The 17074-nt window shown below is 68.2% G+C and carries 16 protein-coding genes; 12 read left to right on the top strand and 4 right to left on the bottom strand.

The genetic code is table 11. The annotated features are described in order from the left end of the window. The first annotated feature begins 3 nt into the window (after positions 1-3). Genes ON19_RS15310 through ON19_RS15315 form a run of 3 tightly spaced genes read left to right on the top strand, consistent with a single transcriptional unit; the run spans position 4 to position 1276 of the window. Positions 4-420 (top strand): cupin domain-containing protein, encoded by a 417-nt coding sequence (locus tag ON19_RS15310; protein ID WP_043692050.1) that lies wholly within the window; start codon positions 4-6, stop codon positions 418-420. Continuing rightward, positions 417-554, top strand: coding sequence for a hypothetical protein (locus ON19_RS41905; RefSeq protein WP_157229718.1), 138 nt, complete (start codon positions 417-419; stop codon positions 552-554). The genes ON19_RS15310 and ON19_RS41905 overlap by 4 nt, the downstream gene beginning before the upstream one ends. Further along, complete coding sequence (locus ON19_RS15315) at positions 551-1276, top strand: NAD-dependent epimerase/dehydratase family protein (protein ID WP_218006423.1); 726 nt, start codon at positions 551-553, stop codon at positions 1274-1276. The genes ON19_RS41905 and ON19_RS15315 overlap by 4 nt, the downstream gene beginning before the upstream one ends. Here the strand turns inward: ON19_RS15315 and ON19_RS15320 are convergent. Then, the gene (locus tag ON19_RS15320) at positions 1254-1982 is read right to left on the bottom strand and encodes a polyprenol monophosphomannose synthase (protein ID WP_051168912.1); all 729 of its coding nucleotides are present in this window, start codon (positions 1980-1982) and stop codon (positions 1254-1256) included. The genes ON19_RS15315 and ON19_RS15320 overlap by 23 nt on opposite strands. A gap of 116 nt (positions 1983-2098) precedes the next feature. On the opposite strand from ON19_RS15320, the gene gmd reads away from it, so the two are divergent. The 8 genes from gmd to ON19_RS15360 all read left to right on the top strand — a co-directional run bounded on the left by gmd (position 2099) and on the right by ON19_RS15360 (position 12060). After that, entirely contained in the window at positions 2099-3121 is a 1023-nt protein-coding gene (gene gmd / locus ON19_RS15325; protein ID WP_043692060.1) for a GDP-mannose 4,6-dehydratase, read from the top strand. Then, positions 3118-4371 carry a class I SAM-dependent methyltransferase gene (locus ON19_RS15330; protein WP_218006424.1) on the top strand — a complete coding sequence of 418 codons (1254 nt, stop codon included), beginning with the start codon at positions 3118-3120 and terminating at the stop codon, positions 4369-4371. Before gmd ends, ON19_RS15330 begins: the two co-directional genes overlap by 4 nt. 1 nt (position 4372) lies before the next feature. Further along, on the top strand, positions 4373-5320 hold the full coding sequence (locus tag ON19_RS15335; protein ID WP_051168913.1) for a GDP-mannose 4,6-dehydratase: 948 nt from the start codon (positions 4373-4375) through the stop codon (positions 5318-5320). A 1-nt stretch (position 5321) separates the two neighbouring features. Next, a complete protein-coding gene (locus ON19_RS15340) occupies positions 5322-6506 on the top strand; it encodes a class I SAM-dependent methyltransferase (protein ID WP_157229719.1) in 1185 nt (394 codons plus the stop codon). A gap of 4 nt (positions 6507-6510) precedes the next feature. Further along, positions 6511-7689: a nucleotide disphospho-sugar-binding domain-containing protein gene (locus tag ON19_RS15345; protein ID WP_043692062.1), complete on the top strand. Its 1179-nt coding sequence runs from the start codon at positions 6511-6513 to the stop codon at positions 7687-7689. Between the two features lie 54 nt (positions 7690-7743). After that, complete coding sequence (locus tag ON19_RS15350) at positions 7744-9309, top strand: glycosyltransferase family 87 protein (protein WP_043692064.1); 1566 nt, start codon at positions 7744-7746, stop codon at positions 9307-9309. 112 nt (positions 9310-9421) lie between these two features. Continuing rightward, positions 9422-10699 (top strand): flavin-containing monooxygenase, encoded by a 1278-nt coding sequence (locus tag ON19_RS15355; protein ID WP_051168915.1) that lies wholly within the window; start codon positions 9422-9424, stop codon positions 10697-10699. A gap of 11 nt (positions 10700-10710) precedes the next feature. Next, the gene (locus ON19_RS15360; RefSeq protein ID WP_083899401.1) at positions 10711-12060 is read left to right on the top strand and encodes a cytochrome P450; all 1350 of its coding nucleotides are present in this window, start codon (positions 10711-10713) and stop codon (positions 12058-12060) included. Between the two features lie 154 nt (positions 12061-12214). On the opposite strand, the gene ON19_RS15365 is transcribed toward ON19_RS15360, so the two are convergent. Next, positions 12215-13144 (bottom strand): NAD-dependent epimerase/dehydratase family protein, encoded by a 930-nt coding sequence (locus tag ON19_RS15365; protein ID WP_043692084.1) that lies wholly within the window; start codon positions 13142-13144, stop codon positions 12215-12217. Between the two features lie 52 nt (positions 13145-13196). Then, entirely contained in the window at positions 13197-13847 is a 651-nt protein-coding gene (locus tag ON19_RS15370; protein ID WP_043692095.1) for a hypothetical protein, read from the bottom strand. Positions 13848-13955: 108 nt separating this feature from the next. Between ON19_RS15370 and ON19_RS15375 the strand changes: the two genes are divergently transcribed. Next, on the top strand, positions 13956-14585 hold the full coding sequence (locus ON19_RS15375) for a TetR/AcrR family transcriptional regulator (RefSeq protein WP_043692098.1): 630 nt from the start codon (positions 13956-13958) through the stop codon (positions 14583-14585). Between the two features lie 41 nt (positions 14586-14626). On the opposite strand, the gene ON19_RS38955 is transcribed toward ON19_RS15375, so the two are convergent. Then, positions 14627-17053 (bottom strand): beta-ketoacyl synthase N-terminal-like domain-containing protein, encoded by a 2427-nt coding sequence (locus tag ON19_RS38955; protein ID WP_051168917.1) that lies wholly within the window; start codon positions 17051-17053, stop codon positions 14627-14629. Positions 17054-17074 lie beyond the last annotated feature (21 nt).

Here is a 17074-nt window from a genome sequence, read left to right on the forward strand (position 1 = left end):
TAAATGAAAGTCGAAGTCCTCACCCCCTCGTGCAACCTCGACACCGTCCGCGACGGCCGCGGCGGCATTTTCACCTGGGTCCCGCCGGAGCCCCTGCTGGAGTTCAACCTGATCTACATGCACCCCGGCAAGGTGCGTGGCCTGCACTACCACCCGCACTTCGTCGAGTACCTGCTGTTCGTCGAGGGCAATGGCGTGCTGGTGACCAAGGACGACCACGAGGACCCGAACTGCCCGGAGGAATTCATCCACGTGGGCAAGGGCATCTGCACCCGCACGCCGATCGGGGTGATGCACACGGTGTACTCGATCACCCCGCTGACGTTCGTCGCCATGCTGACCAAGCCGTGGGACGAATGCGATCCGCCGATCGTGCAGGTGGCGCCGCTGCCGCACACCTTGGAAGGCAACGGCGCATGAGCGCGACACCCCGGAGAGGGGAGGCGTCCACGGCGGCCTGCTCTCGTGCCGAGGTGGACGCGGCGTGGGTGGCCGGGACGCGGCGCAGCCCGGCCGCACGCTACGAAGCGCACACCGGAAAGGACGCCATGTGAGCCGATTACGTGTCGCCGTGGTCGGCGCCGCGGGATATGTGGGCGCCGCGCTGGTCGAGGCGCTCGGCAGGAGCGGACGGTGGGAGGTGGTGCCGGTGGTGCGCGCCGACCACGAACTGCATCGCACGGCAGGTCGCTACGACGTGCTGGTCAATGCCGCCTGCCCGTCGAAACGTTTCTGGGCCGAGCACAATCCCGGCGCCGACCGCCAGGAGACGGTGGACAAGACGCGCCTGCTGCGCGAGCGGTGGCGCTGGGACCGGTTCGTGCAGATCAGCAGCATCTCCGCGCGCACTCAACTGGACACCGTCTACGGCCGGCACCGTGCCGAGGCCGAGCAATTGTGTTCCGGCGCGGAGACTCTCGTCGTGCGCCTCGGCCCGATGTACGGCGGGGACTACCGCAAGGGCGTGCTGGCGGACATGGCCGCCGACCGTCCGGTGTTCGCCAGCGGCCGCTCGCGCCAGAGCTTCGCCCCGGTGGACTGGTGCGCCGACTGGATCGCCGCCCATCTCGCGGACACCGGCCTGCGCGAGGTCGGCGCACGCACCACGGTGACACTGGCCGAGGTGCGCGACGCGGTGGGCTCGCGGTCGGAGTTCGCCAAAGACCATGTGGACGACCAGTTCCCGATCACCGCCACCGGCTCCGACTGGCCGGATGCGGCGGCGGTGATCGACTGGCTGGCCGGGCGGAGGGTCAGCGGTGCGCGGGCGAACTGATGCGGTGCCTGCCGGGGCGCAGGTATTTCTCCGCGCACAGCACCAGCAGGAAACGCACGCTGGTGGCCACGTCACGGGTGCGCATCTTGGACGCGCCCGCGGTGCGGTTGAGGACGTGGATCGGCACCTGCTCGATCCGGAAGCCGTTGGCGGCGAGGATGTAGAGACTTTCGAAGAAGAAGGAGTATCCGGTCGAGCGAACACGATCGAAAGCGGCCACCGGAACCGTGTCCAGCCGGTAGTATCTGAACGCGCCGGTGGCATCGTAGGGCATCCGCAGCAATGTCACGGTGAGAAAATGCCCGACCCGGGTGAGGACCTTGCGGAAGGGAGTCCAGTCGGCGAGGCTGTCCTCTTTCAGATATCGCGATCCGACCACGATGTCGAAACCGTCCGCCGCCGCGCGCAATGCCGGAAGATACGACGGCGGATGCGCGAAATCGGAATCCATCGTGATGATGTGACGATATCCCTGCGCGTAGGCCCAGCGGATACCGGCCTGGTGCGCGGAGCCGACGCCTTGGCGACCGGCCCGATGCAGCACGTGGATGCGGGGCGCATGCTGTCGGGCCAGGTCATCGAGCACATCGCCGGTGCCGTCCGGGGAGTTGTCGTCGACGAACAGGACATCGAAATCGTTGCCCTGTTCCAAGATCTGAGCGAGCAACGGGCCCACGTTGCGACGCTCGTTGTACGTCGGAATCATTACCAGAGTTTTTTCGGAGGCCGCGCTCATGCAATCGAATTCTAATACCGGCGGCGACCGAAAGATAGGTATTGCCCGCCATTTGGCTACCGGTTAGTCTCGGGGTTGGAGGTTTGATGAGAAAGGCACTGATAACCGGCATCACCGGCCAGGACGGGTCTTATCTGACAGAATTCCTGTTGCAGCAAGGATATGAGGTGCACGGGATTATCCGGCGTGCGTCGAATTTCAATACCGACCGGATAGATCACCTGTATTCCGATACGCATTCCCAACGCCGGCTGTTCCTGCACTACGGGGATCTGATGGATTCCAGCAGTCTCAACCGGATCCTGGAGGACGTACGCCCGGCGGAGATCTACAACCTGGGTGCGCAGTCGCACGTGCACATCTCGTTCCAGATCCCGGAGTTCACCGCCGAGACCAACGCGATCGGCACCCTGCGCATCCTGGACGCCATCCGGAAGACCGGCATCGCGACCCGGTTCTACCAGGCCTCGTCCTCGGAACTGTACGGCGGCCTGCACGACGTCGCACTCAGCGAGGACACACCGTTCCATCCGCGCTCGCCGTATGCCGTGGCGAAGCTGTACGCGTACTGGATCACGGTGAACCATCGCGAGGCCTACGGGATGTACACCGTCAACGGCACGCTGTTCAATCACGAATCACCCAGGCGCGGCGAGGTTTTCGTTACCCGCAAGGTGACGCGGGGTGCGGTGCGCATCGCGCAGGGCAAACAGGAGAAGCTCTTCATCGGCAACCTCGACGCCCGCCGGGACTGGGGGTACGCCAAGGAGTACGTCGAGGCGATGTGGCTGATGCTGCAACAGCCCGAACCCGACGACTACGTGATCGCCACCGGTGAGACGCACAGCGTGCGCGAGCTGTGCGAGACCGCGTTCTCCGCCACCGGCGTCGAATTGATCTGGGAGGGAACGGGTCTGGGAGAGAAGGGGATCGACCGGCGCACCTCGCGGGTGCTGGTCGAGGTCGATCCGACCTACTTCCGGCCCGCCGAGGTGCATTATCTCACCGGTGATCCGACCAAGGCGAGACAGAAGCTCGGGTGGGCCCCCCGCACGAGTTTCACCGAGCTGGTCGAGTTGATGGTGGCCCACGATATGGAGAACGTGTGACGCAAGCAGTGGCGGTGCAGTGCTGCCGGGTGTGCGGGAACACCCGGCTCGAGACGGTCGTCGAGCTCGGCACGATGGCGTTGACCGGGGTGTTCCCGGCCGGCGCTCCGACCGAGGTGCCGCGCTACCCCTTGGAGCTGGTGCGCTGCGTGCCCACCGGTCCCGAGGAGTGCGGGCTGGTGCAGTTGCGCCACACCGCCGATTTCGACGAAATGTATTCCCCCGGTTACGGCTACCGCTCCGGACTGAATCGATCGATGATCGAGCACCTCGCTCACCGGGTGGCCAGGATCCGGCAGCGGGTGCCGTTGACACCGGACGATGTGGTGATCGACATCGGCAGCAACGACGCGACGCTGCTGCGCGCCTACCCCGAAGGGTCGGCGACGATCGTGGGCATCGACCCGCTGGGGGAGAAGTTCCGCCGGTTCTATCCGCCGCACGTGCGGTTGGTGACCGGCTACTTCACCCGCGAGCTGGTCGAATCGGCGCTGGAAGGGCGGCGGGCCAAGGTGATCACCTCGATCGCCATGTTCTACGACGTCCCCGATCCGCTGGGTTTCATGCGCACCGTGCACGACAGCCTCACCGACGACGGCGTCTGGGTGCTCGAACAGAGCTATCTGCCCGCGATGCTGGCCACGACCTCCTACGACACCATCTGTCACGAGCATCTGGAGTACTACACCCTCGACCAGATCGAGTGGATGGCGCGACGGTGCGGCTTCGTGGTGCTCGAGGTGGAACGCAACACCGTCAACGGCGGCAGCTTCGCCCTCACCCTGGGCAAGCGGGGCGCGCCCTCGCCTGCCGATGCCGCGGCGCTGGATCGGATGCGTCAGGAGGAGTCCACGCTCGGACTGCACACCGCGCAGCCGTACGCCGACTTCGCCAAGCGAGTCGACCAGCATCGCGACCAGGTCCGGGATTTCTTCGACCGCTCCCGCAAGGCCGGTCTGCGCACGCTCGGTTACGGGGCCTCCACCAAAGGCAACGTGGTACTGCAGCACTGCGGGATCGGCCCGGAGGACCTGGAGTGCATCGCGGAGGTCAACGACGACAAGTTCGGCAAGTTCACACCGGGGAGCGCGATACCGATCGTGCCGGAGGAGCAGGCGCGCGCACTGGCACCGGACCAGTTCTTCGTGCTGCCCTGGCATTTCCGCACCATGATGCTGGAGCGGGAGAGCGCCTTCCGCGCGGCGGGTGGGCGGCTGGTGTTCCCGCTGCCGGAACTGGACGTGGTGTGAGATGACCATCGTCGTCACGGGCGCGGCGGGGCAGGACGGCACACTGCTGTCGGACCTGCTCGCCGCGCGCGGTGAGCGAGTGCTGCGGATCGGCCGCGACGGCCCGGTCGACATCACCGACGCGGCCGCCGTGCAGCGGCTGGTCGCGTCCGAACGCCCCGAGCAGGTGTACCTGCTGGCGGCGGTGCAGCACTCCTCGCAGGACGACCACGGCGACCCGCACGAGCTGGCCCGCGCCTCGCACCGGGTGAACACGCTGCCGGTGCAACATTTCGCGGAGGCGATCGATCGTCACCGCACCGGCACCCGCCTGTTCTACGCGGCCTCCTCGCATGTCTTCGGCTCCGAGGGCGCCGCGGTGTGCGACGAGAACAGCGGGCTGCGACCGGACTCGATCTACGGAGTGACCAAGGCGGCGGGCCTGTTGACCTGCCGCGCCTACCGCGCCCGCGGCGTCTTCGCGGCCGCGGGCATCATGTTCAACCACGAATCACCCTTGCGGGCCGAGAAGTTCGTCACGCGCAAGATCGTGCGCGCCGTCGCGCGGATCCAGCGCGGCGAGATCGGCACGCTGGAGGTGGGCCGGTTGGACGCCGGCGCCGACTGGGGATACGCGCCGGATTACGTCGAGGCGATGACGCGGATCCTGGCCCTCGACGAGCCGGACGACTTCGTCGTCGCCACCGGCGAACACCACACGGTCGCGCAGTTCTGCGCGGCCGCGTTCGGCATGGCCGGACTGGACTGGAAAGACCATGTCCGCGAACGCTCCTCGATGCTCACCCGCAGCAGGCAGCCGCTGGTGGGCGACGCGACGAGGCTGCGCGAGCGGACCGGGTGGCGCCCTTCGGTGGACTTCCACGGCATGGTACGGGCCATGCTCGTGGCCGAGGGCGTGCGCCCGGCGGAGGAATCGAAGCCGGTGCCCACCGGCGGAACGGATGGATGACGTGACCCTGAACGACGAGAATGTCGTTGCCGCCCAGTTGATCTCCGTCGCCGACGGCGTCTACGAGGAGACCGCCGCCCGGATCGGTGAGATCGGCACCGAGACCGTCGCCGACGCGGTGCTGAAGGAGATCGCCTGGCGCGCGAGCCACGGCTCCCAGCCGCGGCAGCCGGTGACCGCGGTGTTCGAGCTGGCCCACGAGGGTAAACAGCTGGACTATCTGGTCACCTTCGGCGCCGACGACCCTGCGATCGCGCCCGGCACCCTGGAGGATCCGTGGCTGGTGGTGCGTCAGGATCTGGTGGAGCTGCTGCGCGCGGTCTACGGCCCACCCGACACCGTCCTCGGCACTCGCGCCATCGCGATCAAGGACGAGCCGGGGCCGGGCAGTTTCGCCCCGGACGACCCGTGGCGGCTGGCGCGCGACGCCGCCGCGGTCGCCGCCGACCGGATCGTCACCGCGTGCCGCCCGCACCATTACGACCTCGACGCGCTGTCGCTGTACTTCGGTTCGGACAAGTGGGGCGGGCACTGGTACACCCAGCACTACGAGCGGCACTTCGCACCGCTGCGCGACAGCCGGGTGCGGGTACTCGAACTGGGCATCGGCGGATACACCGCGCCCGATGTCGGCGGCGCGTCGCTGCGGATGTGGAAACAGTACTTCCGCCGCGGGCTGGTGTTCGGACTGGACTACTTCGACAAGTCCGGCATCGCCGAGCCGCGCCTGCAACCGCTGCGCGGCGACCAGGGCGATCCGGCGTTCCTCGACGAACTCGGCCGCTCGCTCGGTCCGTTCGACATCATCATCGACGACGGCAGCCACATCAGCGGTGACGTGATCGCCTCGTTCCGGGCGCTGTTCGCGCACCTGCGGCCCGGCGGGCTGTACGTGGTGGAGGACACCCAGACCTCCTACTGGTCGGGGTGGGGCGGAAGCAGCACGGCGACCGACGATCCGGCCACCACCATCGGCTACCTGAAAACCCTGGTGGATGCCTTGCACCACCAGGAATTCGAGAAGGAATCCGGCCGCGCGGCGGGCGCTTTCGACGAATGGATCGGAGCGCTGCACTTCTACCACAACATCGTGGTCATCGAAAAACGCCGCAACGCCGAGCAATCGGCTCCATCATGGGTGCCTCGGCACACCAATCCGATGGAGTGGATGAAGCCGAAGGAGTGATCGGATGAAGTTTCTTGTCGTGCCGGTGCCCTCGTCGGGCCACCTGCTCGCGATGGTGCCGTTCTGCTGGGCGCTGCGGCTGGCCGGGCACGAAGTGCTGGTCGCCTCACGCAACGACGTGACGGCCACGGCACTGCGCTCGGGACTCAACGCCGTCGAGCTGACCGCGCTGAACGTGCCGATGGACCAGTTGCGTACCCAGGTGAATCCGGCCATGTTCCCACTTCCGCTGTTCGCCGACCGCGACCGGTCCAGCGGGCAGGGCCTGTGGCAGGTCGCCGCGCAGAACTGGCACAACCACGCCCGCCAGTACCTCGACACGTTCGCCGCGGTGGCCACCGACTGGGCGGCGGAGGTGATCCTCACCGACCCGCTGGCCACCATCGGCCGTGCGCTCGGCGCGCAACTGGATCTGCCGGTGCTGGTGCACCGCTGGGGGATCGACCCCACCGGAGGCCCCTTCACCGAGCGCACCGCCGCACTCGCCGAGGAGGCAGGCACCCGGCTGGCCGATCCGGTCGCCGTGCTCGACATCTGCCCGCGGCCACTGCAGGCGCCCGATGCCGCGCCGGGCATACCGCTCGGGTATGTCCCGTTCAACGGCACCGGCGCACTGCCGCCGTGGCATCGCAACGAGCACGGCCGCAAGCGGATCGCGGTCTGTATGGGCGGCAGCACGCTCGGCCTGACCGGACCGCGGCCGCTGGAGTCGGTGCTCGCGGCGCTGGGCGACATCGACAGTGCCGAGGTCGTCGTCGCGCTGACCGGACGCGACCGGGCCACGGTGGGCGAACTGCCCGAGCATGTCCGGGTCGTGGAAGAGGTGCCGCTGAACCTGTTTTTGCCCGGCTGCGATCTGCTCGTGCACCACGGCGGCTCGACCACCGGCCTCACCGCGGGCTGGTTCGGCGTGCCGCAACTGGTGCTGCCGCAGATGTTCGACCAGTTCGACTACGCCAGGGGCGTGGTGCGCACCGGCGCGGGACTGGCCGCCGAGACCCCGGCCGGTCAAGGTGACATCGCCGCGCTCACCGGCTCGATCCGAACCCTGCTGCAAGAACCCCGCTTCCGTGCCGCCGCCGAACAGATCGGCGCCGACCTGCGCGCCGCGCCCACACCGAACGACGTGGTGAACCAGGTCGTTCCGCTGCTGGCCGAGCGCGCCGCAGCAGCGACCAGATAGACCATCCGCGCGCCCGAGCCGGGCGGCGCGGGAACCGAAAGCCGTAGGTTGCAGATGATATCCAGGACTTGGACCAGGTTCCGGGGTTCGCTCGACTACTACGCCGCGATGTACGCGGTGTTCGTCGTCGGCATTCTCGTCCCCGTCGTGCTGATCGTGCTCGCGCTCACCGGCCTGCCCGGGCCGGTGACCGCCGTGCTCGGCGTCGTGTGCGCCGCGGCGCTGTTCGTGCTGTGCGTGCCTGCGGTGCCCGCCGAGTGGCGGGAGGTGGTGCGCGGCAAACCGATCGTGGTGCGGGTGCTGTGGAGCGTGGCGATCCTGCTCGTGGTCGCGGTGCTGGCCCGGTTGACGCAGTTCATCCTCGACGCCGACAACGTGGACGCCTCGCTGTCGGCCGACGACGACTTCCTGGTGAAGAAGTCCCACCTGTCCGGCTACGTCAGCGGTGCGCTCATGGCCGAGCACGATCCCGCCGGCCTCTACGACCGCCACCGCTACGAATCACCGCAGGCGGATTCGGTGCTGCCCGCGGTGGCCCCGCAGGATCGCGACGCCTACCTGTACCCGCCGCCGTTCCTGCTGCTGCCGCGGTTGCTGCTGCTGTTCAGCCACGACTTCGCCACGCTGCGCGCGCTGTGGTACTCGCTGTACGTGGCGATCGTGCTGCTGGCCATGTTCGCCATCGCCCGCTGGATCGGCGGCAGGCAGGGCGGGGTGCTGGCGGCGCTGACGCCGGTGGTGTGGATCAGCTTGCCCACGCTGGCGACCCTGCAGATCGGCAACATCCACGTGCTGGTGCTGTATGTCGGCGGCGCGGGTGCGATGGTCCTGTTCCATTTGCGGCGCAACGTCTTCGGCGGCGCGGCGCTGGCGTTCGCGATCATCGCCAAGGTGTCCCCGGCGATTCTGCTGGTCTATCTGCTGGTCCAGCGACGCTGGCGGCCCGCGGTGTGGACCGCGGCGTTCTGCGGACTGTACTCGCTGGCCACGCTGGCGATCTTCGGCTGGGAGCCGTGGCGGCAATTCCTGTCCGACGGCACCTGGCAGCGGCTGGCCAGCGGCGAGTTCCACCAGTTCGTGCTCGTGGAACGGGCCAACCAGCTGGTCAACTATTCGCCGTTCGGGCTGCCGTACAAGGCGAACATCATGGGCTGGGATATCGGCGATCCCACCGGGCCCGCACGAGTGATCACCAACATCTACACACTGCTGTTGCTGATCCTGGTGGCGGTCACCGCGGTCCGCATCCAACGGCGGCTGTCGGCGGGGGCGGAAGGGCCGCGGGTGCGCGCCGAGCAGTTGGCGATCTGGCTGGCGGTGCTGACGCTGGCGTCGTTCCGCGCCCCGTTCGGGCCGTGGGTGTACATCGCCGTGGGCGCGGTGTGGATGCTGGCGGTGTACGCCGGGTTGATGCGCGGCGGCAAACGCACCGTCGCCCTGCTCACCGTGGTCTGGTTGATCGTCGCGGTCTACAACGAGAACGTCTACTTCACGCTGGTGGCGCAGACGGTCATCTACCTCGCCTGCTTCGTCGTGGCGTGGCGGGCGAGCGCGGGCACCGACCCGGAACCGGCGCCGCCCGCGCAATCGCCGCGGACCGAACGGGTCGGTGCGGTATGAGCGGTCAAGCCCGGAGGCCGCGGCGCAGCGTGACCGCGCAAGGTCCCGTTGCTGCCGACGAACGACACAGCATGAGCGGTCCGGCCCGCGGGCGGCAGCGGGGAGGGAACAGATGAGCACGTATTGCGTGATCGGCGCGGGCGCAGCCGGTTTGGCCACCGCACGCGGGTTCGCCGCGCACGGTCTAAATTTCGAGGTGCTCGAGGCGGCCGACGGGATCGGCGGTATCTGGGACGCGCGACGGCCGGACTCACCGGTCAGCCACAACACGCACGTGATCGCATCCAAAGGCGTGCAGGCGTTTTCCGGATTTCCGATGCCGGAGGACTATCCCGACTACCCCGGCCACGAACTCGTGCTGCGCTATCTGCACTCCTACGCCGACGCTTTCGACCTGTGGCCGCGCATCCGGTTGAACACCTCGGTACAGCGGATCGAACCCGGCGCGGACGGCTGGGCGGTGACGCTGGCCGACGGGTCCGAGCGGTCGTACGCGGGGGTCGTCATCGCCACGGGTCACGACCGCAGCCCGCGACGCATCGACATTCCCGGCTCGGGCACGGTGCCCGTCCTGCATTCGAGCGAGTACCGGCATCCCGAACAGGTGCTCGGCAAGCGGGTGCTGGTGATCGGTGCGGGGCAGTCGGCGGCCGACATCCTGTCCGACTGCGCGGTCAACGCGGCGCTGACCCTGCACAGCAGCAGGCGCGGGTTCTATTGCATGCCCAAGTACATGCTGGGCCGCCCGACCGACAGCATGCTGCAGGGCCGGATGTGGCGGCCGCTGCGCAAGCGGGCCTTCGAGCGGCTGTTCTCGTATCTGCGTGGCCGCTCCCGCTCGTTCGGGCTTCCGGTGCCCGATTTCGGCGAGGGCATCGTCATCCCGATGCTCGGCGACCAGCTGCACCACCACTACACCCACGGCGACATCACGCCCAAGCCGGACGTCGCCGCGATCGACGACGACCGGGTGACCTTCACCGACGGCACCGAAGAGAAGGTCGACCTGGTGGTGCTGGCCACGGGGTTCGTCCCGAACTATCCCGTGGTCGAGCGAGACCATCTGAACTGGGCCGGGGACAATTTGCGACCGGGCTTGTATCTGAACATCTTTCCGCCCCACACCCGCGACCTGTTCGTGGTCGGGATGGTGCGGCCGATCGGCTCGCACTGGGACGTCTACGAGAAACAGGCCGAACTGGTCGCCGAGTACCTGCGGGCCAAGGCGAGCGATCCGCGGCGGGTCGAGCGTTTCGATCGCGCCACCCAGGGCCGCCAGCCCGACCTGTATGCCGGGTTGCGGCTCTATCACGCCGACCAGTACCCGCTGGTGGTGGAGAAACAGGACTACCTGAACCAGCTGCGCAAGCACGCCAGGCTCTTGAAGTGAAAGGTCGGACCATGAAAGCACCCGGGCCAGGTCTGGTGGAAACCGGACGCATGCTGCCGAAATTGGCGAAGAACCCGCTGACGACGGTGGGCGCGCTGCTGGAGGGCTACGGCGACGTCGTACGGGTCAAGGCGGGCCCGATGCTGGTCTACCTCGTCGCGGACCCCGCGATGACCGAGTACGTGCTCAAGGACAACTACACCAATTACCGCAAGAGCCCGATCTACGACGAGTTCAGCATCCTGCTCGGCGACGGGCAGCTGACCACCAACAACCTGGAGTACTGGCGCACGCAGCGCAAGCTCATCTCCCCGGCGTTCTCCCATTCACACGTCAAGGGTTTCGCCGACGACATCACCGACAGCGCTGCGGCGATGCTCGACGGCTGGGACGCCGCGGCCGGGGAGTTCCGCGACATCTACGACGACTACGTCAAGTTGCTGCTCGCGGTCACCGGGCGGATTCTGTTCAGCATCGACTTGTCCACCGACACCGGTCAGGTCACCGACGCGATGCGCGCGGCATTCGGGTTGATCATGAAGCGGGTGAACGCGCCGGTGAAGCTGCCGCAGTCCTTCCCGACGCCCGAGGCCCGCCGGGTCGCGCGCAAGGTGGGCGAACTGGACGACGTGGTGCGCCATCTCATCGACGAGCGCCGCCGCGGCGGCGACACCACCGACGTGCTCACCGCGCTGGTGCGCGCCCGCGACGAAGGCGGCAAGGGCATGCGCGAGGAGGATCTGCTCAACGAGATCAAGACCTTGCTCGTGGCCGGTCACGAGTCCCCGGCCAACGCGCTGTCGTGGGCGTGCTACCTGCTGGCCACCCACCCGCAGATCCAGGAGCGACTGGCGCAGGAGGTGCGCGCGGCGATCGGCGATCGCACCCCGGCGTTTTCGGACTTGGCGCAGCTGAGCTATTGCCGCATGGTGATCGAGGAGACCATGCGGCTGTATCCGCCGGCCTGGATCGTCGAGCGCACGCCGATCGCCGATGACGAGATCGGCGGCTACCACGTGCCCGCGGGCGCGCGAGTCACGTTGTGCATGTACTACATTCACCGCGACAAGCGGCTGTGGGACGACCCGGAGGAATTCCGTCCGGAGCGTTTCGCCGACGCGGCGGTGGCCGAGCGGCACAAGTTCGCGTTCTTCCCGTTCTCCGGCGGCCCGCGCATCTGCCTGGGCAAGGACATGTCCATGACGGAGATGGTGCTGATCCTGGCCATGACGGTGCAGCGTTTCCGGCTCGAGCTCGACGACAGCCACCCGGTGGTGCCGCTGGCCTCGGTGAACCTGCGCCCGGAGTTCGGCATCCGTATCCGCCCGGTGCGCCGCGTCACCGAGCCTGTGACGACCTGACGACCGTCTGTGCTCGGCGCCGGTGGAACGGAACTTCGGAGCCCTCAGCAACGTCATGGACGGACTGCCGGGAACCGCGCCCGTCGATGTCCCCGGGACGCCCGCCGGCGACGCGGCTTCCGAAGCGGCCGAATGCTCGATCCGCGGCCGACTCCTACACCTCGGACAAACCGCTGCCGACAGGATCGGCGGTGGCCAGCCACGCCTCGCGGGCACTCGGGTAGCGCGGAGACCAGTTCGTGGCGGCGCGAAAGCGGTTGTTGCTCACCCGCAGTGACCGGGTCAGGGACGTGAGCCGGTGACCGCCGAGCAGCGCGGCCCGCCCGGGGACACGCAGCCAGGGCCGTTTGCCCGCGGCCGCGGCCAGGGCGGTGGCGTACTCGCGTTTGGTGAGCGGTTCGTCGTCGACGATGTTGTAGGTGCCCGCCGGGGCGGTGAGCGCCGCGACGACGGCCGCTGCCGCGTCGGTCAGATGAATCGTGGAGATGTAGGCGTCGGCGCGGCCCAGGACCGGCGCGATGTGGCGGCGGGCCATGGCGAGCATCTGTTCGCTGTGGGCGGCGCCGGCGCCGCAGAAGACGCCGAAGCGCAGCACGATCCCGCTTCCGCCCGCCGCCGTGAGGCGATGGGCGTTGCCCTCGGCGACGATGCTGCACACCGCGCGGGGGTAGCGGTCGGCGGGGACGTCCTCGGTGATCCACTCGGCCCCGCTGTCCGGGTAGATCATGCTGACCGATTCCTGGATCAGCCGGTCGACAGCGGCGGCCAGTGCGGCATCGACCAGGGCCGTGGACCCGTCGATGCGGACATGCTCGTTTCTGCGCCAAGCGCGGTCGGACATGAACTGTGCGACCGAGGGCAGAGCGCTGGCCATGTTCACCACGGCGTCGTGTCCGGCGATCGCGGCGCTCAACTCGTCTCGATCGAACAACGACGCCGTGACCGGTCTCGCCCCTCGGGCGCGCACCGCGGCCGCCTTCTCCTCGGTGCGAACCAATGCCGTCACCTCGTGGCCTGCGTCGACCGCTGCCGCGACGACATATCGTCCGATCGCGCCGGTCGATCCCGCGACGAAGACCTTCATGACCAGAGCCTAATGCGAACGAGCGGGTGAATGGTGGAGCACCGCATCGGCGCTACCGGCCCAGCAGCGCGACGCTACAGGCGATGATCCAGGCCACCCACCCCAGCCAGCCGACCAGGCCGACGACCGCGATGCGGTTGGTGCCGTCGACGTTGTAGGGACCGGCCGACGACGAGACGAACAGCAATGCGGCACTCGCGTACCCGAGCCAGGCATGCCAGTCGGAGAGGAATCCGGCGTCGGCTCCGGCGATGCTGAAACCCAGCAGCGCCGCGGCGAGGAATACCTGGTTGAACCCGAACAGGACATTGCTGGTTCCCCACAGCCCCGCGGTCGTGCCACGGCTGTGCGTGGCGGCCGCGGCCATACCGAACCGGAGTGCCTCGATGACGGTGAACGTGGCGTTCTGCATCAGGATTCCGCCGAATCCCACCAGCGCCCAGGCGGCCGGTCCTTCGCCGCCGCGCCACGTGACCGACAGCAGTCCCGCGGCGAAAACAGTGGTACACAGCCACATTGCCGGAGCTAGCGTCGAAGGTCGCTGCACCGCCTCGCCGGCGGCGGCGAAGGCTTCCTCGACCGCGTCGATCTTCTCCGCCGACACCGGGAACGGAAGCCGCGCACGCGCATAGAGCAGGTTGACCGCCAACGCCGCCACCACGAACCCGATGCCGCCCACGCCCGCCACAGTGGTGAATTCCATCGAAATGCCCTCTCCCGCAATGGGTTGCTCGCTGGGCGTGCCCGTGCGGCATCCAATTGGTTTTACATGTCCTATATTGAATATAGGAGCAAGAAGGAATGGAGGGCAATGGTGGACGCACAGCCGCAGCGGCGACGCTACGACTCGCTGCGCAGGCAGGCGCAGGCCAAACGCACCCGCGCCGACATCGCGGAGGCCGCCGGGCGACTGTTCCTCACCCGGGGATGGGCCGAGACCACCATCGCCGACGTCGCCCGCGAGGCAGGTGTGTCCGTACCGACGGTGTACGCGGCGTACGGCAACAAGAAGGGCCTGGTCTGGGCCCTGGTGGATGCCGCGGACGTGTCCGGGGACATGCCGCGGATGCTCGCAGAATTGGAAACCTGCCCCACCCCTGCCCAGCAACTCGCCGCGATGGCGGGTTACGACCGCCGCCTGTTCGAACGCGCCGGAGACCTTATCGCCCTGGTCCGGGAATCCGGGCGCACCGAACCCGAACTGGCCACCCTCTACGCGCAGGCGCGTGAAGTCGCCGACCGAACGCGCGTGGAAGTGTTCTCGTCGTGGCCGCACGGCACGCTGCGGCCCGGCCTGGACATATCCACCGCCACCGACATCTACGCCGCGCTGTGCAACATCGACGTCTACGCCACGTTCGTCACCGAACGCAGCTGGTCACCCGAAGCGGTCGAACGCTGGTGGAGCGAAGCGCTGGCCCGCGAACTGCTGGCTCCGTGAGCTTCGGGGGTGAATCAGCGCGAGCGTTCGCAGGTTGCGGTTCAGCCCAGTAACTCCCGGCTCAATGCCACCAATTCGCTGATCGTGAGGGCTTCCTCACCCGGAGCCGGATCGGGATCGGCCGTCGGGGTCGCTGGAGGGCGGGAGGGGTGCTCGGCTGCCGGGTACGGCGCTGCGAGGCGAGCGCTCAGCTCGGCGGCCAGTAGCTCGACCGTGGGGCAGCCCCAGATGATCGCGGCGGGCACGTCGATGCCCAGGCGGGCGGTGAGGCGGGCGGCCAGTTCCACGGCGTGCACCGAACCGATGCCGAGCTGGTCGAAGTTCTGGCGGACGGCGACGCGGTCGGGGGCGATGCCGACGACTTCGGCCAATTCCCGGGTGACCAGCGCGGCGAGCGCCGCGGCATCTCGCTGGACGGTGCCTTCCGGCGCGCCGAGCGCGGCAGTCGGCTCGCTCGTCGCGGGTTGCGTTGCCGAATCCGTGACGGCAGCTGCGGCCGGTGCGGAAGTCCGCGCCGACGACACGACCGGGGTGGCACCGGTCGCCCACTCGATGGGCGGGCGGTCACGAACCGGATGACGAACGGTCGCAGTGGATTCGGAGGACAGGAGATTGTCCGCGGAATCGAGTGTGGCGACGCCGTTTGATTCGGTGGATGTCTCCGGAACCACCCAGTGCCGTTCCCGCTGGAACGGATAGGTGGGTAGCGTGATCGGCCGTCCGGGCGGGTTCACGGCCGCCCAGTCCGGCTCGATGCCACGCTGAAACAGCATCCCTGCCGCGGTGAGCAAGTCGCGACGGGCGACGGTGCCGGGACGCAGGGCGGCCGAGAGGACGAGACTCAGCGCTTGGTTCTCCGCGCCGTCGGCGTCGCCGGGTCCGGTCCCGTCGAGGTAGCCGTCGAGAAACTCGACAACCTGGCCCATCTCGTCGGCCACCACCGAAAGACGGTGCTGCAACGGCGTTCTCCTCGCGAGGGTGTGCGCGAGATCGCCGAGGTGGAGACCGGGCTCGCGCACCAGATGCGCACGCAGCCGGACAGCGTGCGCCCGAAGCGCGGTCTCGGTGCGCGCGGACAGCACCACCAGGCGCTCGGCGGGGCCGGAGGCGGTCATCGGATCGGGTGCAGGGGCCGCTTCGACGATGACGTGGGCATTGGAGCCGCCGAAACCGAACGCGCTCACCGCGGCGCGCGCCGGGCCATCGTGCTGCGGCCACGGCGATGCGGTATCCGCGATACGCACTCGGGCGGTCGCCGGATCGAAATACTCAGGTGCACGGTCGAAATGGAGACTACGCGGAATGCGGCGATGCGACAGGGCGAGTGCGACCTTCACCAGGCCCGCCATACCCGCGGCCGCCTCGGTGTGCCCGATATTGGTTTTTACCGATCCGACCGTCAGCGGCGAGTCCGGGGCGCGGCCGCTGCCGTAGACCTCGGCCAGCGCGGACAGTTCGGCGCGATCACCGACCGCGGTCCCGGTGCCGTGCGCCTCCACGTAATCGATCGTCAGCGGGTCCACCCCGGCCTGCGCGCAGGCACGTCGGATCAATTGCCGCTGCCCGGCGGCGCTGCTGGCGGGCATGGAGTGGTGTCTGCCGTTGTTGTTGGTGGCGCTGCCCAGCAGCGTGCAGTACACGCGGTCGCCGTCGCGCAACGCCTGGCGCTGTGGCTTGAGGATCACGACCGCGCCGCCTTCGCCGCGCACATATCCGTCGGCGGAGGCGTCGAAGGTGCGGGATCGGCCCTGCGCGGACAGCACACCCAGCGCGGACAGCCCGATCGCGGTCTCCGGAATCAGATTCAGCTGCACCCCGCCCGCGACCGCCAGTGTGCTCTCACCCGCCCGCAGCGCCTGGCAGGCCAGATGCACCGCGACCAGCGATCCCGCGCAGGAAGCGTTCACGGTCATGCTGGGGCCGTCGAAACCCAGGAAGTACGACACCCGGTTGGCGATCACGCCTTCGACATCTCCGGTACTGGAGAACGGGGTGATGGCGGTGGCGCCACGGGAGAGCTTCACGGCGCGATAGTCGTTGAACTTGTTGGCGAAATACACGCCGGTCCGCGGAACCCGATCGGGCCGGATACCCGCGTCCTCGAACGCCTCCCACGCCAGTTCCAACGCCAAGCGTTGCTGCGGATCCATATCGGCCGCTTCGCGCGGGGTGATCCCGAAGAATTCGGCGTCGAAACCGGCCACATCCGCCAGATATCCACCGGCGACCGACACCGTCTTGCCCGCGGCGGCGCGGTCGGAGCCTCGGTAGTCACCCGACCAGCGCCCCGGCGGCGGTTCGTCGGCGATCACATCGATCTCATCGATCAGCAACCGCCACAACGCTTCCGGAGAATCAGCGCCCCCGGCGAAGCGACAGCTCATGCCGATCACGGCGATCGGCTCGGCACGTGCCGCACCGTCGAATGCCTCCTGCGGAGGACGGGTGCGCCGCTTGGCTTTCTTCACGCTTCTCACCTGCCCGCATTC

The organism is Nocardia abscessus NBRC 100374, assembly GCF_000308455.1.
GTDB classification, from domain to species: Bacteria; Actinomycetota; Actinomycetes; order Mycobacteriales; family Mycobacteriaceae; genus Nocardia; species Nocardia abscessus.